The organism is Paraburkholderia sp. BR14374 (assembly GCF_040948685.1).
GTDB lineage: Bacteria > Pseudomonadota > Gammaproteobacteria > Burkholderiales > Burkholderiaceae > Paraburkholderia > Paraburkholderia youngii.
Genome location: NZ_JBFPKF010000006.1, coordinates 155,552 through 180,669, shown reverse-complemented (window position 1 = coordinate 180,669; position 25,118 = coordinate 155,552). Strand labels below are relative to the sequence as shown.

The following is a 25,118-nucleotide window of genomic DNA, read 5'->3' as shown; positions in this document are numbered from 1 at the left end:
TCGCGTAGTTGCCGCCTCGTCTTCCCGCACCGGCTTCAAATCATGCGCGGTTCGTTCGAGCCGCGCTTCCTGCAAGCTTTATCCTCGTCTCACGCGCCGTCCGGCGCACATCTCACTTGACCGCCGCCTTCGCCTGCACGCCCGCGCGATGCGATGGCGCGAAGAGCCGCAAGCCGCTCGCGAGGCTCGCCGCGCCGGCAAAGAAAGCGCCGAGGCCGAGCGCGAGCGTCGGCCCATGCTGGCGTCCGGCGATGCCGAAGCACAGCGCGACCAGCGCGGCACCGGTCGCCTGGCCGATTAGCCGCGCGGTCGCGACGATGCCGCTGGCGCCGCCGCTGCGCTCGGGCGGCGCGCTCGCCATCAGCGCCTTCAGGTTCGGCGACTGGAAAAAGCCGAAGCCCGCGCCGCAGATCGCCATGCGGATGCCGATGTCGAGCACGTGCGGATGGGCGGGCAGCATCGCCAGCGAGGCCATCCCCGCCGACAGCACCGCGAGCCCGACCGCGCCGAGCAGCCCCGGCGGATAGCGGTCCGACAGGCCGCCCGCGAGCGGCGCGGCAAGCGCGACCACGACGGGCCACGGCGTCATCAGGAAGCCGGTTTCGACCTGGCTGCGCAGCAGCACGTCCTCGAAATAGAACGGCAGCGACACGAATGCGAGGCTCTGCGCGGCGAACGAGCAGACGGCCGTCACCGCCGACAGCGCGAACACCGGCCGCTTGAACAGATCGACGGGCAGCATCGGAGCGGAGTGACCCGCCTCGCGGCGAATCAGCAGCAGCCCGAACACGACGGCGAGCGCCGCGGCGCTGAGCACGATCTGCATCGACGCGCGTTGCGCCGCCTCGCCGAGCGCGAAGATCAGCGCGGCGAACGTGACCACGTTGAACAGCGCCGCCAGCGGATCGAACTGATGCCGGCCCTGCGCGGTATGCGGCAGCGCCGGCATCGCAAAGCTCAGCGCGAGGACGCCGAGCGGCACGTTGACCGCGAACAGCCACGGCCACGTTGCGACCGACAGAATCAGCGACGCCACCGTCGGCCCGACCGCGAACGACACGCCGACGATCAGCGCATTGGTGCCGAGCCCGCGACCGAGCCGATGCGGCGGGTACAGAAAGCGGATCAGCGCGGTGTTGACGCTCATGATCGCGCTGGCGCCCAGGCCCTGCACGATGCGCGCGGCGGCGAGCAGCGGCAGCGTCGGCGCCAGAGCGCAGCCGAGCGAACTCAGCGTGAAAAGCGCAATGCCGCCGATATAGATACGCCGATGCCCGACGATATCGCCGAGGGCGGCGAGCGGCAGCAGCGTCGCGACCATCGCGAGCTGATACGCGTTGATGATCCAGACCGACGCGGCCGGCGCCGCGTGCAGGTCGCCGGCGATCGCGGGCAGCGCGGTGTTGGCGATCGCGGTATCGAGCGTGGCGAGCGCGACGGCGAGCATGATCGCGGCCATCGCGCGGCGATTGGCGGCCGACATCGGGCCGTCGGCGGGAAGTGCCGGCGTGGAGACGCCGACGGTAGAGCTGAACTTATCGGACAAGGCGTGGCTCGTCGGGTTGGGCATGCCGCTGTCGGCCGCTTCCAGAGAGGCGGCGCGCGCACGGCGGATTCGTTGTGGGCGAGGTGGCGCGCTGTCCGGACCACGGCGGATGAGCGTGGCGGCTGGTGCGGCGGCGCAACGTCGCGATTGTTGCAGAGACGGCACGATCGTGCAGGGAGGCGGGCAGGCGGGCGAAGAAGAAGCGCTGGGATCTGACAGTAACGCAACTAACCGTCAACCGCGCCCGACATCTCCAAATCGGCCAAGGCCCCAGATCGAATCCCACACGCGTACGGTCGAACCGTCCGGCAGAACGGGGGGCCCGATGCGATCACACAGTTAGGGAATTCGCGGCTTCATTCGCCCGTCATGCATCGAAAAAATAATCGATGTGCGGTTTTGCACTGCATCCGTGCATCGGCCGCGCGCCATTGCACTGCAACTGGCGAGTTCACTGGGCACGGCATATGCGTCATCGTCCGCTTGCGCAGCGATGTGCGAGATCCCCAAAATGTCCTACTCTGTTTTTTTAACCGTTCCGACAGGCACGCGCCTCCCGTCCGTCTTCCGTGCGGTTCGCGTCTGCCATGTCGAACTTCCCGGAGGCTTCGATGACGACCGTCGATCTGGAATTCGACCAGCTCCACAGTACCGTCGACGCGCTACGGCGCTCAATTTCGAATCGCATGATGTACGGCGTCGGCAAGGACGCCATCACCGCTCACCCGCACGATTGGCTGCATGCGGCCGCGCTGGCCGTGCGCGACCGGCTCGTCGCGCGCTGGATGAAGACCACGCGCCTGCAATACGAGCAGGACGTGAAGCGGGTCTACTACCTGTCGATGGAGTTTCTGATCGGCAGGACCTTTACCAACGCGCTGCTCGCGCTCGGCATTCACGATCAGATGAAGGAGGCGCTCGCGAGCCTCGGCGTCGACATGGACGCGCTGATCGATATCGAACCCGACGCCGCGCTCGGCAACGGCGGCCTCGGCCGGCTCGCCGCGTGCTTTCTCGACTCGATGGCGACGCTCGGCATTCCGGGCTTCGGCTACGGCATCCGTTACCAGTACGGCATGTTCCGTCAGGAAATCGTCAACGGCGAGCAGGTCGAGGCGCCCGACTACTGGCTGCGCGCCGGTAACCCCTGGGAATTTCCTCGGCCCGAAATCAAGTACATGGTGCACTTCGGCGGCCGTACCGTGCAGCGCGGCGAGAAGACCGAATGGATCGACACCGAGCACGTGAACGCGACCGCGTACGACACCGTGATCCCCGGCTACGCGACCGACGCGACCAACACACTGCGCCTGTGGTCCGCGCGCGCGACCGAGGAGCTCGACCTGGGCGCATTCAATCGCGGCGACTACCGCAACGCGGTCGACACCAAGAACATGTCGGAGAACGTGTCGCGGCTGCTCTATCCGGACGACTCGACGCCTGCCGGCCGCGAGTTGCGGCTGCGCCAGGAGTACTTCTTCGTATCGGCGACAATGCAGGATCTGATCCGCCGCTATCAGCGCACGCACAGCACGTTCGGACGCTTCTCGGAGAAGGTCGCGGTGCATCTGAACGACACGCACCCGGTGCTCGCGATTCCCGAGCTGATGCGCCTGCTCGTCGACGTGCATAACCTGCCGTGGGACAAGGCGTGGAAACACGTGACGCAGATCTTCTCGTACACGAATCACACGCTGATGCCCGAGGCGCTCGAAACATGGGATGTCGAAATGCTGTCGCGCCTGCTGCCGCGCCATCTCGAGATCATCTTCGAAATCAATGCGCAGTTTCTGAAGCATGTCAGCGAACAGTCGGGTCACGACGTCGATATGATCCGCCGCATTTCGCTCGTCGACGAATACGGGCAGCGGCGCGTGCGCATGGCGTATCTGGCGATCGTCGCGAGCCACAAGGTCAACGGCGTGTCGAAGCTGCATTCGCAGCTGATGACGCGCGACATCTTCTCCGACTTCGCGCGCCTCTATCCCGACCGCTTCACCAACGTGACCAACGGCATCACGCCGCGCCGCTGGCTCGCGCAGGCGAGTCCGTCGCTGTCGTCGCTGATCGACGCGCGCATCGGTACGCATTGGCGCAGCAATCTGTTCGAGCTCGAGCAACTGCGCAATCTGCGCAAGGACGACGAGTTCGTCGACGCGTTCCGTGAGGCCAAACGACAGGCCAAGCTGCGGCTCGTGCACCGGCTCGCGCAGCACACCAAGCTGCACTTCGATCCGAACGCGCTGTTCGATCTGCAGGTCAAGCGCATTCACGAATACAAGCGCCAGTTGCTCAACGTGCTGCACGTGATCGTGCGCTACAACGAGATTCGCGCGAATCCGGAGCGCGACTGGGTGCCGCGCGTCGTCCTCTTCGCGGGCAAGGCCGCGTCCGCGTACCGGATGGCCAAGACGATCATCAAGCTGATCGGCGACGTTAGCGAGAAGGTCAATCACGATCCGCTGATCGACAACAGGCTGAAGGTCGTGTTCGTGCCGAACTACGGCGTGAGTGTGGCTGAGCTGATCATTCCGGCGGCCGATCTGTCGGAGCAGATCTCGATGGCCGGCACCGAGGCATCGGGCACCGGCAACATGAAGCTGGCGCTCAATGGCGCATTGACGATCGGCACGATGGACGGCGCGAACATCGAAATCTGCGACGCGGTGGGGCGCGAGAACATCTTCATCTTTGGCCACAGCGCCGACGAGGTGGACGATCTGCGCGCAAGCGGCTATCGGCCGCGGCGGATTTACGAGGAAAACGAAGCATTACGCACCGCGCTCGATCAGATTCGCACGGGCTTCTTCTCGCCGGACGATCCGCTGCGCTTCTCCGATATCTTTCACACGCTGGTCGATTGGGGCGATCACTATATGGTGCTCGCCGATTTCGATGCGTTCGCGAAGGCGCAGAACGCAGTGGATGCGCGTTTCGTCGACAAGCACGCGTGGGCCGAAAGCGCGATCGAGAACGTCGCGGGGATGGGGCTGTTCTCGTCGGATCGCACGATCGGCGAGTATGCGCGCAATATCTGGCGCGTGAATCCGCTCAGTCTGGACTGAGCCGGAGAAGCCGTGCGGCGCTGGCGTCGATCAGTCGCTCACGGCTCTTTCATGTTCGATCGACGCGCCGCGTCATGTTTTCGGCGCGGCGGCCGCGGCCTTCGCCCGATGCACGGCCTCGCCGACGCGTTCGACGAACTCGCGATCCGTGCTCATCAGCGCCTCGCGCTCACCGTCGGCCGTCTTGACCATCAACCGATGCGTGACGTCCTGACTCGCCCAGGTCAGCCAGCCGACCACGACCAGCATCGCCCCGGATACGAGTCCCGAAGCCGAATGCAGCACACCGCCGACGATCGCGCCGATCAGCCCCGCCGCCGAGATCACGAGCGGCACGACCTTGTTCTTCTGCACGGTCACGACCCGCACGTCGACGATATCGCGCAGCGGGAAGACCTGACCCGCGGCCGAGAGGGCGTTGCGCGTGACCGACACGCCGCGATCGTTGAATGGGATTTCCATCGTTTCAATGCAAGGGTGGTGAAGCGCGCAGCGTAGCAGACTTCGTTCAAATTTTTAAAGTTAGGGAGTTTTTCGTTCTCTCTCAGGCCCGTGCTGCAAGGGGTGATTTTGGGGACAAAAAAACGAGTTAGGCGATTTTCTGATTAAAAACCCGGTTTGGAGAGAGCGCGACGGGAGAATATGCGTTGAAATGATCTACGGCGTCGATGCGCGGCGCTCGGTAATGACAGAATTCCATCTGAGCGTCTTTATTTGAGGGGCTCCGGCCTGAAGGCATTAGTCGGGAATCGCGAGCGGGAATGCTCCACGCTAGCGATTAGCAATCCGGAGTCGCGAGTACTGCAGGAGAGGAAGGTCAACTGATTGCGGCCATGTCGTTCATCGCTGGATTGCTCGCCGTCTTAGTTGTCTGCTATGTGCATTATCAGAACCCCAGATTTACAAAGGGCGGGTTAACCGTGTCCTGGCCAATCTTGCGGTGTTTGGCGTGGGCTGCAGTTTCGGCTTCATTTGTGCGCGGTTTTTTAGCAGCCCGGCGCGCCACGTTCGAGTTCGTCAGGTCTTGCGATCAGTTCGTTGAGCAACAGGATCTTTGCCGAGCTCTCAAGTCTCGTATTTGAACGACACGGATACCCGGGTCCGATATTCAACCACCTTGCCGTTGTCGATCTTCATGTCGAGCTTACAGACTTCGGCGATTCGCAAATCACGAAGCGAGTTAGCAGCAGTTTCTACAGCATTTTTCGCAGCCTCCTCCCAGGAAGTCGGACTCGTGCCGACAATTTCTGTAACCTTGTAGACGCTGGACTGTGTGCTTGCGGCCATGATCTCTCTCCAGGATGGAATGGGCGATTTTTACGTCGCGCAACCCGCGTGCCTGTCTCGCTAATCCGTGTGCAGATGTCCGACGTGGACACCTTGCATCTGACCTGATATCCGTTGAGTAGCGCCGGTGATGCGATTACGGTGTTCCGAGGACTCTAAGCGCCTCGGTGTGCAACCCGGGAGTCGCAGCCGCGACGACCGTACCATCGAAACGTTCAGTGATTGGATGACCCGACCAGGTAGTAACGATGCCACCCGCGCCCCGAACGACAGGCACTAGCGCCATCACATCGTAAATTTCCAGGTCTGCTTCCACAACGAGGTCAATGTAACCCGAGGCTAACAAGGCGTAACCGTAACAGTCGGTTCCGAACCGGGAGATTGCGACAGAACCCGACAGCGTTGAAAAGGCCCGTGACGCTTCACCGATAAATATCTGTGGGTCGGTTGTGCAGAGTCGGGCATCGCGCAATCGCGTGCATGAACTGACTTTGCACGGAGTGCCATTGAGAACAGTGCTATTGCCGTAGCCTATCCAGCGCTCACGCAGTGCTGGGACTTCAATCAGGCCGTAGGCAGGAAGTCGACTTTCGAGTACCGCGACGAGCGTCCCGAACAGCGGAAGACCCGATACGAAGCTCTTCGTGCCGTCGATGGGGTCGATCACCCAGGTTGTTCCGTCTCCAGTCTCGCCGCCTTCCTCTTCGCCCACGAGGTGGTGCGATGGATGCCGCGACAGGATGAGTTCACGAAGCCGTCGTTCTATCTCGCGGTCCGCGATTGTGACGGGAGTCGCGTCGGACTTCGTTGTAACGTCGAACCTCGTTCTGAAGTGCTTCAACGCGAGGATTCGCGCTTCGTCGCCGAGCGAGTCCAGAAACCTGCAGGTATCCGTTGGTGTCATGTTGCTACCTCCTGATGCCGTCAGTGGTTCCGCACCGTTGCAACCCGCTGTACCGGTCCGGCGGGCAAGTCCTGAGTGTCCCCTCGTGGCGCCGACCCTGCCACGGGAAAGCGGAACGTTGGCTGTCGCACAAACGGTCCCACTCACGAAGGAGCTGTGCCTCGCCTTGTCGTCACTGCTTCATCTCGCCGGTCGCGTTAGAGCCGGACGCGCCTTGGGGCGACATGCCACTTTCGCGTTTTTGCATCAATGTGCCACTCGCCGGCTTGCTGGTACCGGCGTCCGCGGCACGGCTCATGCTCTGCCCAGCGGTACCCGGCTGGGCGCTGTGCGCATCCGGCTTCGGCTGCACGCTGCCGGTATTGGTTTGCGCAAACGCGTAAGCGCTGGCAATCAATGCAATTACGCTCACTCCTGCCGCTATCAGCTTCATGACGATCTCCAGTTTGGGAAGCGCTCCGGAACTACATACCCATCCGCGTAGCACGGCTCGTGCCGTCAAGGAGCATCGTTGGCGTGGCCTGGATCATGTCGGCTCGGGTCGTGATGCGCCGCGCGTGGCCGAGATCAGCCGTCGCGGCCTGTCATCTCGGGCGCGATCGACGCATGGTTCAGCAGCCCGACGAGCGCGACGCCACCCACCACGTTACCTAGCAGCGTCGGCGCGAAAAATCGCAGTAGATAGTCCTGCACGGCGGCATGGCTGCGCAGCACCGCGTACGCCGCTTCCACTGAGCCAGCAATCACGTGCGCCAGATCACACACTGCAACAACATACGTGAGGACCGCGACGATCAGCACGGCGGCGGATCTCGCGCTCGGCAGCAGCCAGACCATCAGCGCGATTAGCCAGCCCGCGAGAACCGCCTTCATGGTCGTGGAAGCAAAGGTCGAGCCGTACGGGGCTTGCGACAACTGATCGAGAACCGGCGCAAGCTTCTGCCCGAACGACGTCGGCAGCGTAAGGATTCCGGCGAAGATCCATGTTCCGGCCAGATTCGCGGCCAGTACGATCACCCATAGCCGCAGCGCGATAGCGGCAACCGGCAGACTGCGCCTCGTCAGGACCGGCAGCAGCACGGTCAACGTGCTTTCGGTGAATAGTTGCTGGCGCCCGAGCACGACGATGATGAAGCCGACGCAATAGCCTGCGGCGCCAGTCAGCGAGATGCCGCCGTGACCGGAAGACGACGTCTTGCTTTCGAGCACCGCCTGGGTCAGAAACGAAAAACCCATTGATAGCCCGGCCGCCAACGCGGACCACAGCAACGCGAGCGGCTTTCGGCCAAGCGCCGTCTCGCCTTCCTCCCGGATGATTTCGTGAATCACCAGCGCGCGAGGTGAACTGTGCGCGGAAGCCTGGTCGCGCTCCTCGTCATCGAGATGGGGCGACGCATGTCCTGCCGGGTGATCGTCGTTTGTTCGGGGCTGGCTTGACATTCGCAATGCTCCGGGTTGTTTATCGCGATCGCCTTGCCGATAACGCTGTCGGCGAAGCCACTCCGCTGTCCGATGAGGATCGCGTCGCAAAGGCCAAAGTGCTTACCTGGCGACGCGATTCCGCGTCTCGAATCCCATCTGTGTCACCTTTTCGCCTCGTCGCGGTCCGCAGCAGAGCGGCCAAGGAATTGTGTGACGGTCTCCGACAGGTGCTCAAGCAGCCACTTCGCCATTTCGACTTCCTGCGGCAGAATCTGCTCGCAAACCTGACGGGTCTCGATGTCGCCCGCGGCGTTGGCTGCCGCGATTAGCGTCGTGTAGGCGGCAATTTCGACATGCTCGAATACGTACCCGGCCATGCCGCCTTTGATCACTTCATCGCTGACCGCCATGCCGCCAGCCCCCTGCATGAAAGCCGACATGCGCGCCGTCAGATCCTTCATGCCCGAAGGGCTCGAACCGAGCCGGTCGAGGCACGACTCGAGCAGCTTCTGCTGCGAGAGCGTTTCCTCGATATGCCTGTCGATGCGTTCCCTGAGAAGCGGATAGTGGTCGAGGCGCTTCGACTGCGCCTTCAACATTGTTTCCGCCTGCTTTTCCATCGCGTAGGCGTCGCGCAGCCAGTCGACGACATGTTCCTGTGGTGTAGTCATGTCATATTCTCCAAAGAAGTTTTCGCGGTTTATCACGCGGTGTCGTCGGTAGGCGCAACTTCGCTACCTAACTCAGCACCGGTCGTCGGATCGCTCGACGGGTCGGAGCGCAGACGCGTGGCCATCGCGGTAACCGCGGTTTCCTGTTGCGCTTCGAGGCCCACCGACGCACTGCCGTCGCCACCATCCACCGCGGGTTCACCGGTCCGTATCGTGAGACCGGTGCCGCTGTTCCACGGTGTGTTGATTACTGCTCCGTCGTGCGACATCTTGTAGTAGACGCTCGCGAATTCCTGTCTCGGCGGCAGCTTGCCCGGCGGGAAACTCGGCGTGATCGCATACAGCGCCTTCTCGAACGACTTCTGATGCGCGACTTCGCGGGTCATCAGAAAGCCGAGCGCCTCGCGCACGCCGGCATCGTCGGTGACGTTGATCAGCCGTTCATAGATGATCTTCGCGCGCGCTTCGGCCGCGATGTTCGAGCGCAGGTCCGCGGTCGGCTCGCCGATCGTGTCGATGTACGCGGCACTCCACGGTACGCCGCCGGAGTTCGTCAGCGGCGGCCCGCCGCCGTATAGCACCTGCGTAAGGTGACTGTCGTTGCCCGCGCCGTTGAGCTTGCGATACAGCTCGGCTTGCTGCTCGACCGCTTCGGCGAGTTCCCCCTTCGCGCCGCGATTCAACATCGCGACGATCGAGCCGATGATCTCGAGATGGCTCAGCTCTTCGGTGGCGATGTCGAACAGCATGTCCTTGCGCCCGGGGTCTTCTTCCGCAACGGCCTGCGTGAAGTAGCGCATCGCGGCGGCCAGTTCGCCTTGCGGACCGCCGAACTGCTCCAGCATCAGATTCGCGAGCCCGGGATTGGTCGTGCCGACGCGAACCGTGTATTGCAGCCGTTTGTTGTGCATGAACATCCGGACCTCCATTGGAGTTGGTACTGTGGGTCTTCCCTCCGCCGTGCCACGCATGCGGAGCGCCGTCGCGGCTGGACGGCGCGAATCTGTCTGCGCATGCCGCGTTCCTGCCCGCCTGACACGAGTTGCCAGGGCTTGCCCAAAGCAGGCGGGAAGCGTTGCAACAGGCTAGAGGTCTGCACACCAACGTTGCGCGCACGTGCGAGCAGGCGCCTGCAGGAGGCGGTTCACGAAGAGGACCATCGCATTGCGGGATTGCCGACCGCGTCCGTGTGTAGGGGGGTTACTCGCAGTGCCGATCGGCACTTATGCCATGCACGCAGCCGGCGGAGCCCTGTACGCGGGTGTTCTGGAGGTTTTGCCACGCTCGGTTCCCGGTGCCAAAACCCACTCTCAGACCTCGCCGGATCCGGGAGCGTAGATAGCGCGGATAGAGGTTCGGTTCATTTCTCCGTTGTGGCGCGACGTCATCGGCCGATTGCATTGCGTCAAGGAAAATCATACTTAGCCTGGACGGATTGGCTAAGATGTCGCAGGTTCGCGCTCGGAGGCCATTCATGACTGTCGGCGTATATGCCACGCTGGTCGCGACGTCGCTCGTGCTGCTCCTCGGCGAAAAGCTCGTGCAATGGATCGGCGTGCTGCGAACCTATTCGATTCCGGCGCCGGTGGCAGGCGGGCTCATCGTCGCGATCTGCGTGCTGATCACACGCATCACCACGCAAGTGCAGGTCAGGTTCGATTCGACGCTGCAGGCGCCGCTGATGCTCGCGTTCTTCTCGACGATCGGCCTGAATGCGCATCTGTCGAATCTGAAGGCGGGCGGGCCGGTGTTGATCCGCTTTCTCGCGCTGGTCAGCGGGCTGCTGATCCTGCAGAACGTGATCGGCATCCTGCTAGCGTTCGCGCTCGGCGTCGATCCGCTGCTCGGTATTCTCGGCGGCTCCGTCACGATGTCGGGCGGGCACGGCACCGGCGCCGCGTGGAGCCAGGTCTTCACCGAACGTCACGGGCTGGAGTCGGCGACCGAAATCGCAATCGGCTGTGCGACCTTTGGCCTCGTGATGGGCGGCGTGCTCGGCGGTCCGGTCGCGCGTCTGCTGATGCGGCGGATCAGCGCCGACGAATTGCTGCGCGTCCAGCAGCTAGCGGACGAAACGCTGGTCTTCGAAGAACCGAAGGCGGAGCAGGCCACCACGCCCGCCGCGATAATCACGACGCTCGCGCTGATCTCGATCTGCCTCGCGGGTGGCGAAGTGTTTGCCGACTGGATCGCAGACACCGTGTTCGAATTGCCGACGTTCGTCTGCACGCTGTTCATCGGCGTGATCCTGAACAACGTGCTCGCGCTCATGCGTGTGCGGATCGACCAGCACGCGGTCGCGCTGGTCGGCAACGTCGCGCTCGCGCTCTTTCTCGCGATGGCGCTAATGCGACTCGACCTATGGGAGCTTGCCGCGCTCGCGTTGCCGATCATCTCGATCCTCGCGGCGCAGACGCTGCTGATGGCGCTCTATGCGATCTTCATCACGTTTCCCGCGATGGGCCGCAACTACGACGCGGTCGTGTTGTGCGCGGCGCAATGCGGGCTCGGACTTGGCGCGACGCCGACCGCGATCGCGAACATGCAGGCGATCACGAACCGCTTCGGCCATTCCCATATCGCGTTCCTGATCGTGCCGATGACGGGCGCTTTTTTCATGGACATCGTCAACGCGATCGTGATCAAACTGTTTCTCACGCTGCCGTTTTTCCATTGAGCCCAGGCGAATATCATGAGCAACCAACCACACATCGCACCCGACAGCACCGCCGCGCGCGTTGCGCTATGGCGTGCGCTGCACGTGCAGGCCGACGCGCCGCCGCACGTGCTCGAAGACGAAGTCGGCTTGCAATTGCTGGCTCCCGCCGAGGATTGGCGCAGCCGCGGCGACATGGACCCGCGGTTCACGCGGCCGTTTCGTGCGTCGATCGTCGCGCGCGCACGCTTTATCGAGGATCTGGTCGTCGAGCAGGCCGGCCGCGGTGTGGATCAATACGTGATCCTGGGCGCCGGTCTCGACAGCTTCGCGCAACGCCGGCCCGACATCGCGTCGCGGCTCACCGTGTTCGAGGTCGATCCGCCGAGACCGCAAACGTGGAAGCGTGAGCGGCTCAGCGAATTGGGTTACGGCCTGCCGGACTGGCTGCGTTTCGTGCCGGTCGACTTCGAAGCGGGCGATAGCTGGCGGCAGCGTCTCGTCGCCGAAGGCTTCGACGAAAGCAGACCGGCCGTCGTCGTGTCGACCGGTGTCAGCATGTATCTGACCACAGAGGCGAATGCGGCGACGCTGCGTGAAGTGGCCGGGCTCGCGCGCGGCTCGACGTTCGCGATGACGTTCCTGTTGCCGCTGGAGATGGCGGACCCGGACGTGCGCCCCGGACTCGAAATGGCGGAGAAGGGCGCGCGTGCGAGCGGTACACCTTTCATCAGCTTCTTCATGCCGCAGCAGATGATCGCCATGGCGCGCGAAGCGGGCTTTGACGACGCGCGGCATGTGTCCGCGGCCGATCTGACGCAGCGCTACTTCGCGGCTCGCACGGATGGACTGCGCCCGCCGGCCAATGCGGAGGAACTGCTGGTGGCGAATACTTAGCGGCCGTTGCGGTGGATTGAATGCGCGATCGCGGTCCTCACGCGGCTATAATCGCGCTCGAACATGGCCTTCGAAGTCTACTCATGAAAAAGATCGCAGCCTTCGCACTCGTCGCATGCGCACTCGCCGCCTGCTCGTCGTCCCCGGAAAAACAGGCGCAGCGCGCCCAGCAGGAAATCCTTCATAGCGAGCCGAACCTCCGCGCCGCACAACGCGACGCGGTGATCGACTGCACGCCGGCGAATTGCGATGCCGCGTGGGCGGCGACGAAACGCTATATCGAGCAGCATTCCGACACGCACGTGATCCGCGCGGACGCGGTCGCGATCGATACCGACGTGCCCGACGATTCGGGCAAGGCCGCTTTCTCAGCGACCCGCGCGAACAAGAGCACGGGCGGCGCGACGTTGTCGCTGTTTGCGCAGTGCCGCGGCATGTATGGGCCCGATAGCGCGAAGGGCGACGACTATGACGAGTGCGCCGAGAAGATCCTGAAGACTCAGAACGGCTACGTGCCGTATCTGCGCTCGCACGCATCGGCGCAATAGGCGAGCCGCTACCGGAAAGCGCGGGCCCGCAAACCCGGCACTCGTGCAGCGATTCGCCGAACCCTCGCCACGATGCGGCGGGAGGCGCTATGCTGATGCGTCTTCGCCTCGCGGAACCCCGTCATGCAAGCTCCTGGCGCCACCGTACCGATCTCGCTCGTCAATGGGTTCCTCGGCAGCGTTGGGACGCGGCCGGATATCGTCGACCGGCACCTGTCCGGCGCGAACATCCCGCGCGCGCTGCTGGACCGGCCTGGCGCGCGCGTCACCGAGGAACAGTTCTCGACGCTCTACCGCTCGCTCGCGATCGAACTCGACGATGAGATGCCCGGCATTTTCTCGCGCCCGCTGCGCAGCGGCGCGCTCAAGTTTCTGTGTCTGAGCCTGCTGGATGCGCCGAATCTCGAAACCGCGATGCATCGGTTCGGCCAGTTCTTCCATCTGGTGCTCGACGACTTCCGTTTCGAGTCGCGCCGCGGCGACCTCGTTGCGACGCTGGCCTTGCATCCGGGAGGCACGGGAGCGCAACCGAGCATGCTGGGCCAGGAGCTGATGCTGAAGCTCGCGCATGGGATCGCGTCCTGGCTCATCGGCCAGCGCATTGCGTTGCTCCAGGTGCAGTTCGCCTTTCCTCGTCCGGCTCACGCGCTCGAGTATCTCTATCTGTTTCCCGGACCGGCGAAGTTCGACTGCAATCAGACCTCGATGCAGTTCAGCAGTAGCTATTTCGATCTGCCCGTGCGCCAGCGCAAGGCGAACCTGCGCAGGTTTCTCGCTCGTGCGCCGGAAGACTGGATCTTCGTGTCGTTCAACGAGCAGCTGTTCAGTCATCGCGTGCGGGAACATCTCGCGTCACGGCTGCCCGACATCCCGTCTATCGAAGAGGCGGCGGAAGGCCTGCACTGTTCGGTCAGAACGCTCTGCCGTCATCTTGCCGCCGAGGGCACGGCGTTCCAGGTGCTCAAGGACGAACTGCGCCGCGACATCGCGATCCAGCGCCTGACCGGCACGCACGAGCCCATCGCCATCATCGCCGGGGACGTCGGCTTCGGCGACCCCACCGCATTCCACCGAGCGTTCCGTCACTGGACCGGCAGCACCCCGGCGGCCTATCGCCGGGGTGGCTGATCTCGTCATATCAAAGCGTCGGTAACCCCTGCCGACGCAGCTCCCACGGGGCGCTTACTTCCTCCGACGTGGCCAGAGATGTCAATAGATCGTCCGGTTTGGACAACCGGGCAGGGCCTCTCCGACGCTACGATTCAGCCATACGTTACCCCGGCCGCATCGGTGCCAGACGGGTGACTTTCCCTACGGACTATCTGATCGGAAGAATGGTAATGAGCTACGTCGCGCCTCTCAAAGACATGCTGTTTGCAATCACGGAACTGGCCGGAATCGACCAACTGGCGGGCTTGCCCGGCGGCGAGGACGCGAGCGCCGATACCGCTCGCGCGGTGCTCGAAGAGGCCGCGCGCCTGCACGAAGGCGTGCTCGCGCCGCTGAACGTCGACGGCGACCGCAACCCGAGCACCTGGAAGGACGGCGTGGTGAGCGCCACGGCCGGTTTCAAGGACGCGTTTCGTCAATTCGCCGAAGGCGGCTGGCAGGGTTTGCAACATCCGTCTGAATACGGCGGTCAGGACTTGCCCAAGCTGCTGTCGACGCCCTGCATCGAAATGCTCAACGCCGCCAACCTGTCGCTGGGACTGTGCCCGCTCTTGACCGACGGCGCCATCGAAGCGCTGCTGACGGCGGGTAGCGAAGAACTGAAGCAGCGCTACGTGCCGAAGATGATTTCCGGCGAGTGGACCGGCACGATGAACCTGACCGAGCCGCAGGCGGGCTCCGACCTGTCGCTGGTGCGCACCCGCGCCGAGCCGCAGGGCGACGGCTCGTACCGGATCTTCGGCACGAAGATTTTCATCACATGGGGCGAGCACGATATGACGGAAAACATCGTGCATCTGGTGCTCGCACGTACGCCGAACGCACCGGAAGGTGTGAAAGGCATTTCGCTGTTCGTCGTGCCGAAGTTCCTCGTCAACGAAGACGGCTCGCTCGGCGAGCGCAACGACGTGCATTGCGTGTCGATCGAACACAAGCTCGGCATCAAGGCGAGCCCGACGGCAGTGCTGCAGTTCGGCGATCACGGCGGCGCGATCGGGCAGCTTGTCGGCGAGGAGAACCGCGGTCTGGAGTACATGTTCATCATGATGAATGCCGCGCGCTTCGCGGTGGGCGTGCAAGGCGTGGCGATTTCGGATCGCGCGTACCAGCAGGCCGTCGCGTATGCGAAGGAGCGCGTGCAGAGCCGTCCCGTGGATGGCTCCGCGAAGCAGTCGGTCGCGATCATCCAGCACCCGGACGTGCGCCGCATGCTGTCGACGATGCGCGCACTGACCGAAGGCGCACGCGCGCTGGCCTATGTGTCGGCGTCGCACTGCGATCTCGCGCATCGTCATCCGGACGGCGCGACGCGTGCGAATCATCAGGCGATCTATGAATACCTGGTGCCGATCGTGAAGGGCTGGAGCACGGAGATGTCGCTCGAGGCGACGAGTCTCGGTGTGCAGGTGCATGGCGGCATGGGCTTCATCGAGGAAACCGGCGCCGCGCAGTACTACCGTGACGCGCGCATTCTGCCGATCTACGAAGGCACGACGGCGATCCAGGCGAACGACCTCGTCGGCCGCAAGACGATGCGCGACAACGGCGAGGTGGCCGGCGTGCTGCTCGCGCAGATCGATGCGACGCTGGCCGCGGTGCAAGGGCACCCCTCGTATGGTACGAGCGCGGCTTTCCAGGCGATGCACCGTCATCTGTCCGCCGGCCGCAACGCGTTGCACAGCGCGGTGCGCTACGTGGTCGAGAACGTCAAGCGCGATCCGAATGCGGTGTTCGCGGGCAGTGTCTCTTATCTGCTGCTCGCGGGCATCGTGCTCGCGGGTTGGCAAGTCGCGCGCTCGCTCGTGCTCGCCGCCGACAAGCGCGATGAAGACCCGGGCTTTTACGACGCGAAGATCGCGACCGCGCACACCTACGCGACGCAGATACTGCCCCGTGCGATCGCGCTCGAAGCGACGATCCGCGGCGCTCGCGATGGCGAAGGCGCGCTGGCGCTGCGCGAAGACCAGTTCTGATCGATCAACGGACGTAATGTCATTCAAAACGATAGGGCCCGGCCCTATCGGTGTGGAAAGGAGGGAGTTGTGAGAGTTCTCGTAGCAGTCAAACGAGTGGTCGACTACAACGTGAAGGTCCGCGCGAAGTCGGACGGTACGGGCGTCGACATCGCCAACGTGAAAATGTCGATGAATCCGTTCGACGAAATCGCGGTTGAAGAAGCCGTGCGGCTGAAGGAAGCGGGTGTCGCGACCGAAGTGATCGCCGTGTCGGCCGGTGTGACGCAGTCGCAGGAAACGCTGCGCACCGCGCTCGCGATCGGCGCGGACCGCGCGATCCTGATCGAATCGAACGAAGACCTGCAGCCGCTGGCCGTTGCAAAGCTGCTCAAGGCACTGGTCGACAAGGAGCAGCCTTCGCTCGTCATTCTGGGCAAGCAGGCCATCGACGACGATTCGAACCAGACCGGCCAGATGCTCGCCGCGCTGGCGAACCTGCCGCAGGCGACGTTCGCGTCGAAAGTGGTCGTGGCGGATGGCAAGGCGACGGTATCGCGTGAAGTGGATGGCGGCGCGGAAACGCTGTCGCTGACGCTGCCGGCCGTGGTCACGACCGATCTGCGCCTGAACGAGCCGCGCTACGTGACGCTGCCGAACATCATGAAGGCCAAGAAAAAGCCACTGGAAACGGTGAAGCCCGAAGACCTCGGCGTCGATGTCACGCCGCGTCTGAAGACGCTGAAGGTCGCCGAGCCTCCGAAGCGCTCCGCCGGTGTGAAGGTGCCGGACGTGAAGACGCTGGTCGAGAAGCTGAAGACCGAAGCCAAGGTGCTGTGAGGAGACGCAAGAAATGACGAATCTGGTTAACCTGGTAGTAGCAGAACACGATAACGCGTCGATCAAGGCCGCGACGCTGAATACGATCGCAGCGGCACAGAAGATCGGCGGTGAGATTCACGTGCTGGTCGCGGGTCACAACGCGCAGGCCGCGGCCGATGCCGCAGCGAAGATCGCCGGCGTCGCCAAGGTACTGCTGGCCGACGCGCCGCAACTCGAAGCGGGTCTCGCGGAAAACGTCGAAGCGACGGTGCTGACGCTTGTGCAAGATGCGGCCAGGAACTACACGCATATCCTCGCGCCAGCTACCGCGTACGGCAAGAATATCGCGCCGCGTATCGCCGCGAAGCTCGACGTCGCGCAGATCAGCGACATCACCGCGGTGGACAGCGCCGACACGTTCGAGCGTCCGATCTACGCGGGCAACGCCATTGCGATCGTGCAATCGGCTGATCCGATCAAAGTTATCACGGTGCGCTCGACCGGTTTCGACGCGGTTGCAGCCGAAGGCGGCAGCGCAGCGGTCGAAAAGATCGAAGCCGCAGCCGACGCAGGCATCTCGCAATTCGTGAGCCGCGAAGTGACGAAGCTCGATCGTCCGGAACTGACGAGCGCGAAGATCATCGTGTCCGGTGGCCGGGGCCTCGGCAATGGCGAGAACTACACGAAGGTGCTGGAACCGCTGGCCGACAAGCTCGGTGCGGCGCTGGGCGCATCGCGCGCAGCCGTCGACGCGGGCTTCGTGCCGAACGACTATCAGGTCGGCCAGACCGGCAAGATCGTCGCGCCGCAACTGTACGTCGCGGTCGGCATCTCGGGTGCGATCCAGCATCTGGCCGGCATGAAGGACTCGAAGGTCATCGTCGCGATCAACAAGGACGAAGAAGCGCCGATCTTCAGCGTGGCTGACTACGGCCTCGTCGGCGATCTGTTCACCATCGTGCCGGAACTCGAGCAGGCGCTCGGCTAACCGCCCCCAGCAAGCGGAATAATCATGAACGAGCTTAACGGATACGATTTCGAAGACCTGCAACCGGGTATGAGTGCCCGGTTCGCCAAGACCATCACGGAGGCGGACATTCTGTTCTTCGCGAGCGCGTCGGGAGACATGAACGCGGTTCACATCAACGAGCAGTTTGCGCAAACCACACCCTTCAAGGGGCGCATCGCTCACGGCATGCTGACTGCCAGCATCATCTCCGCGGCGCTCGCGGGGCAACTGCCCGGCCCGGGCACGATCTACCTCGGTCAGAACCTGCGCTTCAAGGCGCCGGTCCGGCCCGGCGACACCGTGCAGGCCGAAGTGACCGTCAAGGAACTGATCCACGACAAGCGCCGCGTGGTGCTGTCCACCGTTTGCACGGTCGGCGGCAAGGTGGTGGTCGAAGGCGACGCCACGGTGATGCCGACAAGCTGCCGCGACCGTGTCGTCGAGGACGCGGCTTGCGCCGTCAGCGACGCATGATAGCGAGCCCCGCCATGAGAATGCCATTCAGCATGCCACAAGAGTTTTCTACGGGCTGGGTCAAGGCCGGCTTCGATTTCTGGCGGTTTTCGCCGCTCAACGATGAATTCGATGCGTCGGTGCATGACACCGACGGCTCGGACTTCGATTCCGACGGGCCGTTCGCGCGAAGCTCCGTGACCCACACGAGCGCCCACTACCTGCAACAGCAGGCTCAACTGTGGAGCGATGCCGTCGCCGGATTGATCGGCGGGCGCACGGAGTTGAAGGCGGTCGCCGAGCCAGAGCAGGGAGACCGGCGCTTTCACGCCGACGACTGGTCCAGCAACGGCTGGTACAGCCTTCTGAAACAGAGCTATCTGATCAACGCCAGGGCGCTCGCGGACTTCGTCGAGGCAAGCGCGCTCGACGAAAAGGGCAAGCACAAGCTGCGCTTTTTCATGCGCCAGTTCATCGACTTCGCCAGCCCCGCGAATTTCCTCGCGACGAATCCCGAGGTCCTCCGGGAGGCAGTGGAATCGGGCGGCTCGAGCCTGCTGTCGGGCGTCACGCATCTGCTCGACGATCTGGGCAGCGGCTCGATTTCGATCACCGACCGAAGCGCGTTCGAAGTGGGCCGTAGCGTCGCCACGTCCAGTGGCGCGGTGGTTTATGAAAACGATCTGTTTCAGCTGATCCAGTACGATCCGCTGACTTCGAAGGTCGCCGCGCGGCCGCTCGTGATCGTTCCGCCGTGCATCAACAAGTTCTACATTCTGGATCTGCAGCCCGAGAATTCGTTTGTGCGCTTCGCCTGCGAGCAGGGCCTGACGGTGTTCGTCGTGTCGTGGCGCAACCCGCAGCAGGACATGGCGCAGACCACGTGGGACGCCTACCTCGAGGACGGCGTGATGCAGGCGCTCAAGGTGGCGCGTGAGATTAGCCGGGCCGACCAGGTCAATGCATTGGGCTGGTGCGTGGGCGGCACGATGCTGTCGTCGGCGCTGGCGGTCATGCGTGCGAACGGCGACGACCCGGTGGCGAGCCTGACACTATTGACGGCACTGCTCGACTTCACCGATCCGGGCGATCTCGGCGTGTTCATCGACGAGCAGGGCGTGGCGATGCGCGAGCATACGATCGGCCGCGGAGGCCTTTACCCGGGCCGCGAACTCGGCTTCGTATTTCAGGCGCTGCGTGCCAACGATCTGATCTGGCCGTACGTCGTGAACAACTACCTGAAAGGCAAAACCCCAACCGCGTTCGATCTGCTGTACTGGAACGCGGACACGACCAATCTGCCCGGTCCGATGTACAGCTTCTATCTGCGCAACATGTACCTCGAAAACAGTCTGCGCGTGCCGAACAAACTGACGTTCTGCAACACGCCGGTGGATCTCGGCAACGTCGATGTCCCAAGCTATCTGATGGCGGCCGAGGAAGATCACATCGTGCCGTGGCGATCCGCCTATCAGTCGACGCAGCTACTGGGTGGTCGAACCGAGTTCGTGCTCGGGGCGAGCGGCCATATCGCGGGTGTGATCAATCCGGCGTCGAAGAACAAGCGCAGCTACCGGACCAACGATACCTGCAACGAGAACGCCGACGAGTGGCTCGCGACGTCGGTTCAGCAGCGCGGCAGCTGGTGGAATCACTGGATCGAATGGGTCAAGCAGCATTCCGGAGAGCAGGTCGAAGCGCGCACCAAGCTCGGCAATAGGAAGTACAAGGCTATCGAGAGCGCACCGGGCCGCTACGTGAAGCTTCGCGCCGCATGAGCGGACGGTGATAGCGTGTGGGGCAACGACGGAGTGTGATGTTCAGTGCATCGCACTCCGTTTTTTTTCGTCGTCATTTCGCATGGCTCGCGCGCCAGTCGCGCGGCGTCATGTGGAAGCGCGACACGAACCAGTTCGTGAACGATCCCTGTTGCGCGTAGCCGAGCAGCGCCGAGACCCGTCCGATCGGGTAGGTGGGATTGCTCATGTAGCGCACCGCGAGTTCGCCGCGGACTTCCTCGACCTGATCGGAAAAGCTGGTGCCGGCCGAACTCAGCTGCCGTTGCATGGTGCGCACGCTCAGATGCAAATAACGTGCAACCAGCTCGGCGTTCGCCTGCTCGAGCGGCAGCAGCAGGTAGATCGCCTTGCGCACTTCCAGCGCGGCCGATTCCGCTGCGCTCGCGTTCTTGGGCGAGGCGAGGCTTTCCGCATAGCGCACGAGTTCAGGATCGGCCAGCGGATTCGGGTAGTCGAGATCGGCGCTCGCGCAGACGAAGCCGTTGAAGTCGCTGCCGAACTGCAGCGGACAACCGAAGAAGCGCCGATGAAACGTCAGGTCCGCGGGCGCGGCGTGTGTGAAATGGAGCTCTCGCGGTTTCCAGAACTTGCCGAGCAGAGCGCTGGAGTGCCGCGCGAGGACGCCGAGTGCCAGTTCGATCGCCTGCTTCGTCGGGGTACCCGGTTCGACGACGAGTTCCTCCCGAATGGTGACCGTTTTATCCGCGTCCTCGACGTACACCGCCAGCGCTTCGTTGAGCAGATGACGGTATTCGGCCGCGGCCAGCAACACTTCGCGCAGCGTGCGCTTGTGCGCGAGCAGGACATTGATCACGCCGCTGCCGAAGGTCTGCCGCGTTTCCGCCATTTGCAGCGCGAGGGTCGGGCACGACGCCTTCTCGGCCGTCATTTCGAGCAGCCGGCAACAGGCGGTGGCCGATACGCGATCGTCCGGATTCGCGAGCGCGCCGGCATCGATGCCGGCCTGTTTCGCGAGTTCGACCGGGTTCAGTCCAAGCCGTCGCGCCACCTCGAAATAACCGCTCATGGCTACCGACGTCACCATCGTTTCCATCGTAGTTTCTCCGGACGATTCAAACGCTGAGTCTTTTTCTGGTCATTAAACGCTTGCTTCGCGCAATTATTGGTGTTAACGCGCAGTGGCACGAATCGCTAAAAGGATGGCGTCCAATCATAAAAGTGTAGCGCTTGATTCCCGTATCGTGTGCACATGTCGTTCGATGTGTTCCAGCGAATTTTCATGCGACCTCGCGATAGCGGAACACCGTCACTCACAACTGGATGGAGGCAATCAAATGCAATTTCTCGACGATTCGCTGCACCCCGAGAATCAGGACAAGGTAGTCATCACCACTGCCCCTTACGGCCCGGAATGGATGCCCGCGGACTTCCCGGAAGACATCCCCGTGACGATGGACCAGCAGATCCAGAAAGCCGTCGATTGCTACAACGCCGGCGCCACGGTACTGCACCTGCACGTGCGCGAACTGGACGGCAAGGGCTCGAAGCGCCTGTCGAAGTTCAATGAGCTGATCGCGGGTGTGCGCGCCGCTGTGCCCGACATGATCATTCAGGTCGGCGGCTCGATCTCGTTCGCGCCGGAAGACGACGGACAGGCCGCGAAGTGGCTGTCCGACGATACGCGCCATATGCTGGCCGAGCTCGATCCGAAGCCCGATCAGGTGACGGTCGCGATCAATACCACGCAGATGAACATCATGGAGTTGCTCTATCCCGAGTATCTGGCGGGCACCTCGCTTTCCCACCCCGCGTTCATGGCCGCCTACAGCGAAATGACGGTTCCGGCCGGTCCCGCATGGGTCGAGGAGCATCTGCGCCGCCTGCAGGCTTCGGGCATCCAGCCGCACTTTCAGCTCACCGGCATTCACGCGCTCGAAACGCTCGAGCGCCTCGTGCGCAAGGGCGTCTACAAGGGCCCGCTGAACCTGACGTGGATCGGCATCGGTGGCGGCTTCGACGGCCCGAACCCGTTCAACTTCTTCAACTTCGTGCATCGCGCGCCGGATGGCTGCACGCTCACCGCCGAGTCGCTGCTGAAGAACGTGCTGCCGTTCAACATGATGGCGATGTCGATGGGCCTGCATCCGCGCTGCGGCATCGAGGACACGATCATCGATCAGCACGGTAAGCGCTTCACGTCGGTGCAGCAGATCGAGCAGTGCGTGCGCGTCGCGCGCGAACTGGGCCGCGAAATCGCCACTGGTAAAGAAGCCCGCGAGATCTATCGTATTGGTGTGCAGTACGAGACGGTCGAAGAAACGCTCAGCGCCAACGGGATGGCGCCGAACCGCCAGGCCGGCGTCAGGAACCTGCCGCTTCGCGCGGCGTGAATGCCAGAAGTCCGGGCCGACGCGTTGGCCGAGGCCGGGCTTCATGGGTAACGCTCCCGCTGCATCGCGGGAGCAGATAGCTGAATCCATAACAGGTCGTTGGCCCCAGGCGGGCAAGGCGGCCGCCACGGAGTCAGCGTGGAAGGAGACTAAACATGCTCGTTCAGCATGCAGCGCCCACGGCGGGCGAAGTTTCGGCAGCTCAGACGGATGTGCGCGCTTATGCGTGGGTGGTGTTCGCGTTGACGGTCGGATTGCTGCTTTCCGACTATATGTCGCGGCAGGTGTTGAATGCCGTGTTTCCGCCGCTCAAAGCGGCATGGGATTTGTCCGACGCGCAGCTGGGTTCGCTCAGCAGCGTGGTCGCGCTGATGGTCGGTGTGCTCACGTTCCCGCTGTCGGTGCTGGCCGACCGCTGGGGCCGCGTGAAGAGCATCGTGCTGATGGCGGCGATGTGGAGTCTCGCGACGGTGGGCTGCGCGATCTCGGCCAACTATGGGCAGTTGCTGCTGGCGCGGGCCTTCGTCGGGATCGGCGAAGCGGCTTATGGCAGTGTCGGTATCGCAGTTGTGCTGAGCATCTTCCCGGTGCGGCTGCGCTCCACGCTGACCGGCACCTTCATGGCGGGCGGCGCGTTCGGCTCGGTGCTGGGCATGGCGCTCGGCGGCGCGGTGGCGGCTCACCTCGGCTGGCGCTCGGCATTCGGCGCGATGGCCGCGATGGGGATCGTGCTGGTCGTGATCTACCGCCTCGTCGTCACCGAAAAGCGTCTTGCGCCGCTGCAGCCGGCGAGCGTGACGAAGCAGACGCAAGCGCGCGGCATGCGCATGAGCCTGCGCGAGCTGATGAAGGGCTTGTTTTCGACGAAGTCCGTGGTGTGCGCCTATGTGGGCAGCGGTCTGCATCTGATGGTTCCCGCCGCTGTGTGGGCGTGGATGCCGAGCTTCCTGAATCGCTACTACGGCATGGCCACCGGCAAGGCTGCGATGTGCGCGGCGGTATTCGTGCTGGTGACCGGGGTGGGCATGGTGGTGTGCGGAAATCTCGCCGACCGGCTCAGCAAGAACGTGCGGCAACGCAAGTGGAGTGCCGCGATCGCCTACTGCCTCGCCTGTTTCGTCCTGCTCGCGATCGGCTTCCACATGACGGCGGGGCCGTGGCAATTGGTCGTGATCGGCGTCGGCATGTTCTTCTGCGCCGGTGCGAGCGGCCCGTCGGGTGCGATGGTGGCGAACCTGACGCCGCCGACCATTCACGCCTCGGCGTTTGCGACGCTGACGCTCGCGAACAACCTGCTGGGCCTCGCGCCGGCGGCTGTTCTGACGGGAATCATCGCCGACCGGATCGGTCTGTCGGGCGCGTTGCAACTGGTGCCGTTCGCACCGCTCGTCGCAGCCGCCGCATTCATGATCGGCAAACGGAACTACTCCGGCGATCTCGATCGGCTCGACACGCTGCGCGAGCAAGCCGCACGCTGACATCGGATGGTGCCGCGCGGACGGCGCGGACAACAGAACCTGTAAGGCGCCTCGGGCGCAACGAACTCTGCGAAGTGCAGATCAAGTAAAGAATTGGAGAGTCAACATGGCAAAGGCAGTGCGCTTTCATGAAACCGGTGGTCCCGAGGTCCTGCGCTACGAGGACGTCGAAGTGGGCAACCCGGGTCCCGGTCAGGTTCGTCTGCGCCATCAGGCCGTGGGACTCAATTTCGCCGACACCTACTTCCGCAGTGGCCTGTATCCGGTGCCGCTGCCCGCCGGGATGGGCGTGGAGGCCGCGGGCGTGGTCGAGGCCGTTGGCCCCGATGTCACGAACGTCGCGGTGGGTGACCGTGTGACCTATACGGGCTTCATCAACACGCTCGGCGCGTACAGCACGGAACGCCTGATTCCGGCCGCGCCGCTGATCCGGCTGCCCGATGCGATCGACTGCGAAACGGCTGCCGGCATGACCATGCGCGGCCTGACCGCCGCGTACCTGATGCGCCGCATTCACGACTTCAAGGTCGGCGACACGATCCTTCTGCATGCCGCCGCCGGCGGTGTCGGCCTGATCGTTTCGCAGTGGGCGAAGCTGCTGGGTCTCACCGTGATCGGCACGGTTTCGAGCGAGGCCAAGGGCGAGGTGGCCCGTGCGCACGGCTGCGATCACATCATCAACTACAGCCGCGAAGATGTCGCGAAGCGCGTACGCGAACTGACCGATGGCGTCGGCGTGAATGTCGTGTTCGACAGCGTCGGCAAGGACACCTTCGAGGCTTCGCTCGACTCGCTGAAGCGTCGCGGTCTGCTGGTTTGTGTCGGCACGGCCTCCGGCCCGATCCCGCCGTTCAATCCGCAGTTGCTGGCAATGAAAGGCTCGCTGTATCTGACCCGCCCGGCTCTGGCTGACTACATCGCCGATCCGGCTGAGAAGGACGAGCTTGCCCGGGACATCTTCGAGCTCATCGCATCGGGCCGCATCAAGATCGAGTTGAATCAGCGCTATGCGCTCGAGGACGCGGCGCAAGCGCATCGTGATCTGGAATCGCGCAAGACGACGGGTTCGTCGGTCTTCATTATCTGAG

General features: G+C 63.5%; 22 protein-coding genes. 13 read left to right on the top strand and 9 right to left on the bottom strand.

What is annotated here, in order from left to right; genetic code table 11:
* Nucleotides 1-112: 112 nt before the first annotated feature.
* Complete coding sequence (locus AB3X86_RS16680; protein ID WP_368596988.1) at nt 113-1,483, bottom strand: MFS transporter; 1,371 nt, start codon at nt 1,481-1,483, stop codon at nt 113-115.
* A gap of 674 nt (nt 1,484-2,157) precedes the next feature.
* On the opposite strand from AB3X86_RS16680, the gene AB3X86_RS16675 reads away from it, so the two are divergent.
* Nucleotides 2,158-4,611 (top strand): glycogen/starch/alpha-glucan phosphorylase, encoded by a 2,454-nt coding sequence (locus AB3X86_RS16675; RefSeq protein ID WP_368596800.1) that lies wholly within the window; start codon nt 2,158-2,160, stop codon nt 4,609-4,611.
* A 72-nt stretch (nt 4,612-4,683) separates the two neighbouring features.
* On the opposite strand, the gene AB3X86_RS16670 is transcribed toward AB3X86_RS16675, so the two are convergent.
* The 7 genes from AB3X86_RS16670 to AB3X86_RS16640 all read right to left on the bottom strand — a co-directional run bounded on the left by AB3X86_RS16670 (nt 4,684) and on the right by AB3X86_RS16640 (nt 9,812).
* Complete coding sequence (locus tag AB3X86_RS16670) at nt 4,684-5,073, bottom strand: DUF6232 family protein (RefSeq protein WP_176384238.1); 390 nt, start codon at nt 5,071-5,073, stop codon at nt 4,684-4,686.
* A 603-nt stretch (nt 5,074-5,676) separates the two neighbouring features.
* Complete coding sequence (locus tag AB3X86_RS16665; protein WP_176120751.1) at nt 5,677-5,898, bottom strand: dodecin family protein; 222 nt, start codon at nt 5,896-5,898, stop codon at nt 5,677-5,679.
* A 136-nt stretch (nt 5,899-6,034) separates the two neighbouring features.
* Nucleotides 6,035-6,802 (bottom strand): inositol monophosphatase family protein, encoded by a 768-nt coding sequence (locus tag AB3X86_RS16660; RefSeq protein ID WP_368596799.1) that lies wholly within the window; start codon nt 6,800-6,802, stop codon nt 6,035-6,037.
* Between the two features lie 172 nt (nt 6,803-6,974).
* Nucleotides 6,975-7,235: a hypothetical protein gene (locus AB3X86_RS16655; protein WP_368596798.1), complete on the bottom strand. Its 261-nt coding sequence runs from the start codon at nt 7,233-7,235 to the stop codon at nt 6,975-6,977.
* Nucleotides 7,236-7,369: 134 nt separating this feature from the next.
* Complete coding sequence (locus AB3X86_RS16650) at nt 7,370-8,242, bottom strand: formate/nitrite transporter family protein (protein ID WP_368596797.1); 873 nt, start codon at nt 8,240-8,242, stop codon at nt 7,370-7,372.
* Between the two features lie 143 nt (nt 8,243-8,385).
* Complete coding sequence (locus tag AB3X86_RS16645; protein ID WP_368596796.1) at nt 8,386-8,895, bottom strand: ferritin-like domain-containing protein; 510 nt, start codon at nt 8,893-8,895, stop codon at nt 8,386-8,388.
* Between the two features lie 32 nt (nt 8,896-8,927).
* Complete coding sequence (locus AB3X86_RS16640) at nt 8,928-9,812, bottom strand: manganese catalase family protein (RefSeq protein WP_152854153.1); 885 nt, start codon at nt 9,810-9,812, stop codon at nt 8,928-8,930.
* Between the two features lie 557 nt (nt 9,813-10,369).
* Between AB3X86_RS16640 and gltS the strand changes: the two genes are divergently transcribed.
* From gltS to phaC, 9 genes are all read left to right on the top strand, one after another.
* The gene (gene gltS / locus AB3X86_RS16635) at nt 10,370-11,572 is read left to right on the top strand and encodes a sodium/glutamate symporter (protein ID WP_176120754.1); all 1,203 of its coding nucleotides are present in this window, start codon (nt 10,370-10,372) and stop codon (nt 11,570-11,572) included.
* A 15-nt stretch (nt 11,573-11,587) separates the two neighbouring features.
* Entirely contained in the window at nt 11,588-12,448 is an 861-nt protein-coding gene (locus tag AB3X86_RS16630) for a class I SAM-dependent methyltransferase (protein WP_368596795.1), read from the top strand.
* Between the two features lie 83 nt (nt 12,449-12,531).
* Nucleotides 12,532-12,996 carry a hypothetical protein gene (locus tag AB3X86_RS16625; protein ID WP_176107707.1) on the top strand — a complete coding sequence of 155 codons (465 nt, stop codon included), beginning with the start codon at nt 12,532-12,534 and terminating at the stop codon, nt 12,994-12,996.
* Nucleotides 12,997-13,119: 123 nt separating this feature from the next.
* Nucleotides 13,120-14,124 (top strand): AraC family transcriptional regulator, encoded by a 1,005-nt coding sequence (locus tag AB3X86_RS16620; protein ID WP_368596794.1) that lies wholly within the window; start codon nt 13,120-13,122, stop codon nt 14,122-14,124.
* A gap of 212 nt (nt 14,125-14,336) precedes the next feature.
* Nucleotides 14,337-16,139 carry an acyl-CoA dehydrogenase gene (locus tag AB3X86_RS16615; RefSeq protein WP_368596793.1) on the top strand — a complete coding sequence of 601 codons (1,803 nt, stop codon included), beginning with the start codon at nt 14,337-14,339 and terminating at the stop codon, nt 16,137-16,139.
* 69 nt (nt 16,140-16,208) lie between these two features.
* The gene (locus tag AB3X86_RS16610; protein ID WP_176120758.1) at nt 16,209-16,958 is read left to right on the top strand and encodes an electron transfer flavoprotein subunit beta/FixA family protein; all 750 of its coding nucleotides are present in this window, start codon (nt 16,209-16,211) and stop codon (nt 16,956-16,958) included.
* A 22-nt stretch (nt 16,959-16,980) separates the two neighbouring features.
* Nucleotides 16,981-17,928, top strand: a complete 948-nt coding sequence (locus AB3X86_RS16605) for an electron transfer flavoprotein subunit alpha/FixB family protein (RefSeq protein WP_368596987.1) — start codon at nt 16,981-16,983, stop codon at nt 17,926-17,928.
* 24 nt (nt 17,929-17,952) lie between these two features.
* A complete protein-coding gene (locus tag AB3X86_RS16600; protein WP_176120759.1) occupies nt 17,953-18,423 on the top strand; it encodes a MaoC family dehydratase in 471 nt (156 codons plus the stop codon).
* Nucleotides 18,424-18,437: 14 nt separating this feature from the next.
* A complete protein-coding gene (gene phaC / locus AB3X86_RS16595; RefSeq protein ID WP_368596792.1) occupies nt 18,438-20,180 on the top strand; it encodes a class I poly(R)-hydroxyalkanoic acid synthase in 1,743 nt (580 codons plus the stop codon).
* Between the two features lie 73 nt (nt 20,181-20,253).
* Here phaC and AB3X86_RS16590 read toward each other — a convergent pair whose 3' ends face one another.
* The gene (locus tag AB3X86_RS16590; RefSeq protein ID WP_368589330.1) at nt 20,254-21,255 is read right to left on the bottom strand and encodes an AraC family transcriptional regulator; all 1,002 of its coding nucleotides are present in this window, start codon (nt 21,253-21,255) and stop codon (nt 20,254-20,256) included.
* Between the two features lie 241 nt (nt 21,256-21,496).
* Here AB3X86_RS16590 and AB3X86_RS16585 point away from each other — a divergent pair, with 241 nt between their 5' ends.
* The 3 genes from AB3X86_RS16585 to AB3X86_RS16575 all read left to right on the top strand — a co-directional run bounded on the left by AB3X86_RS16585 (nt 21,497) and on the right by AB3X86_RS16575 (nt 25,117).
* Nucleotides 21,497-22,552, top strand: a complete 1,056-nt coding sequence (locus AB3X86_RS16585) for a 3-keto-5-aminohexanoate cleavage protein (protein ID WP_368596791.1) — start codon at nt 21,497-21,499, stop codon at nt 22,550-22,552.
* A gap of 155 nt (nt 22,553-22,707) precedes the next feature.
* Nucleotides 22,708-24,030, top strand: coding sequence for an MFS transporter (locus AB3X86_RS16580; protein WP_368596790.1), 1,323 nt, complete (start codon nt 22,708-22,710; stop codon nt 24,028-24,030).
* A gap of 106 nt (nt 24,031-24,136) precedes the next feature.
* The gene (locus AB3X86_RS16575) at nt 24,137-25,117 is read left to right on the top strand and encodes a quinone oxidoreductase (protein ID WP_368596789.1); all 981 of its coding nucleotides are present in this window, start codon (nt 24,137-24,139) and stop codon (nt 25,115-25,117) included.
* The last annotated feature ends 1 nt before the right edge of the window (nt 25,118 follow it).

What these genes read in the sequence shown, in the direction of transcription:
- AB3X86_RS16590 (WP_368589330.1), bottom strand. Translation starts at nt 21,255, where the DNA reads ATGGAAACGATGGTGACGTCGGTAGCCATGAGCGGTTATTTCGAGGTG.
- AB3X86_RS16665 (WP_176120751.1), bottom strand. Translation starts at nt 5,898, where the DNA reads ATGGCCGCAAGCACACAGTCCAGCGTCTACAAGGTTACAGAAATTGTC.
- AB3X86_RS16575 (WP_368596789.1), top strand. Translation starts at nt 24,137, where the DNA reads ATGGCAAAGGCAGTGCGCTTTCATGAAACCGGTGGTCCCGAGGTCCTG.
- AB3X86_RS16660 (WP_368596799.1), bottom strand. Translation starts at nt 6,802, where the DNA reads ATGACACCAACGGATACCTGCAGGTTTCTGGACTCGCTCGGCGACGAA.
- AB3X86_RS16580 (WP_368596790.1), top strand. Translation starts at nt 22,708, where the DNA reads ATGCTCGTTCAGCATGCAGCGCCCACGGCGGGCGAAGTTTCGGCAGCT.
- AB3X86_RS16585 (WP_368596791.1), top strand. Translation starts at nt 21,497, where the DNA reads ATGCAATTTCTCGACGATTCGCTGCACCCCGAGAATCAGGACAAGGTA.
- AB3X86_RS16645 (WP_368596796.1), bottom strand. Translation starts at nt 8,895, where the DNA reads ATGACTACACCACAGGAACATGTCGTCGACTGGCTGCGCGACGCCTAC.
- AB3X86_RS16630 (WP_368596795.1), top strand. Translation starts at nt 11,588, where the DNA reads ATGAGCAACCAACCACACATCGCACCCGACAGCACCGCCGCGCGCGTT.
- AB3X86_RS16650 (WP_368596797.1), bottom strand. Translation starts at nt 8,242, where the DNA reads ATGTCAAGCCAGCCCCGAACAAACGACGATCACCCGGCAGGACATGCG.
- AB3X86_RS16615 (WP_368596793.1), top strand. Translation starts at nt 14,337, where the DNA reads ATGAGCTACGTCGCGCCTCTCAAAGACATGCTGTTTGCAATCACGGAA.
- AB3X86_RS16655 (WP_368596798.1), bottom strand. Translation starts at nt 7,235, where the DNA reads ATGAAGCTGATAGCGGCAGGAGTGAGCGTAATTGCATTGATTGCCAGC.
- phaC (WP_368596792.1), top strand. Translation starts at nt 18,438, where the DNA reads ATGAGAATGCCATTCAGCATGCCACAAGAGTTTTCTACGGGCTGGGTC.
- AB3X86_RS16620 (WP_368596794.1), top strand. Translation starts at nt 13,120, where the DNA reads ATGCAAGCTCCTGGCGCCACCGTACCGATCTCGCTCGTCAATGGGTTC.
- AB3X86_RS16600 (WP_176120759.1), top strand. Translation starts at nt 17,953, where the DNA reads ATGAACGAGCTTAACGGATACGATTTCGAAGACCTGCAACCGGGTATG.
- AB3X86_RS16680 (WP_368596988.1), bottom strand. Translation starts at nt 1,483, where the DNA reads ATGTCGGCCGCCAATCGCCGCGCGATGGCCGCGATCATGCTCGCCGTC.
- AB3X86_RS16670 (WP_176384238.1), bottom strand. Translation starts at nt 5,073, where the DNA reads ATGGAAATCCCATTCAACGATCGCGGCGTGTCGGTCACGCGCAACGCC.
- AB3X86_RS16625 (WP_176107707.1), top strand. Translation starts at nt 12,532, where the DNA reads ATGAAAAAGATCGCAGCCTTCGCACTCGTCGCATGCGCACTCGCCGCC.
- gltS (WP_176120754.1), top strand. Translation starts at nt 10,370, where the DNA reads ATGACTGTCGGCGTATATGCCACGCTGGTCGCGACGTCGCTCGTGCTG.
- AB3X86_RS16675 (WP_368596800.1), top strand. Translation starts at nt 2,158, where the DNA reads ATGACGACCGTCGATCTGGAATTCGACCAGCTCCACAGTACCGTCGAC.
- AB3X86_RS16640 (WP_152854153.1), bottom strand. Translation starts at nt 9,812, where the DNA reads ATGTTCATGCACAACAAACGGCTGCAATACACGGTTCGCGTCGGCACG.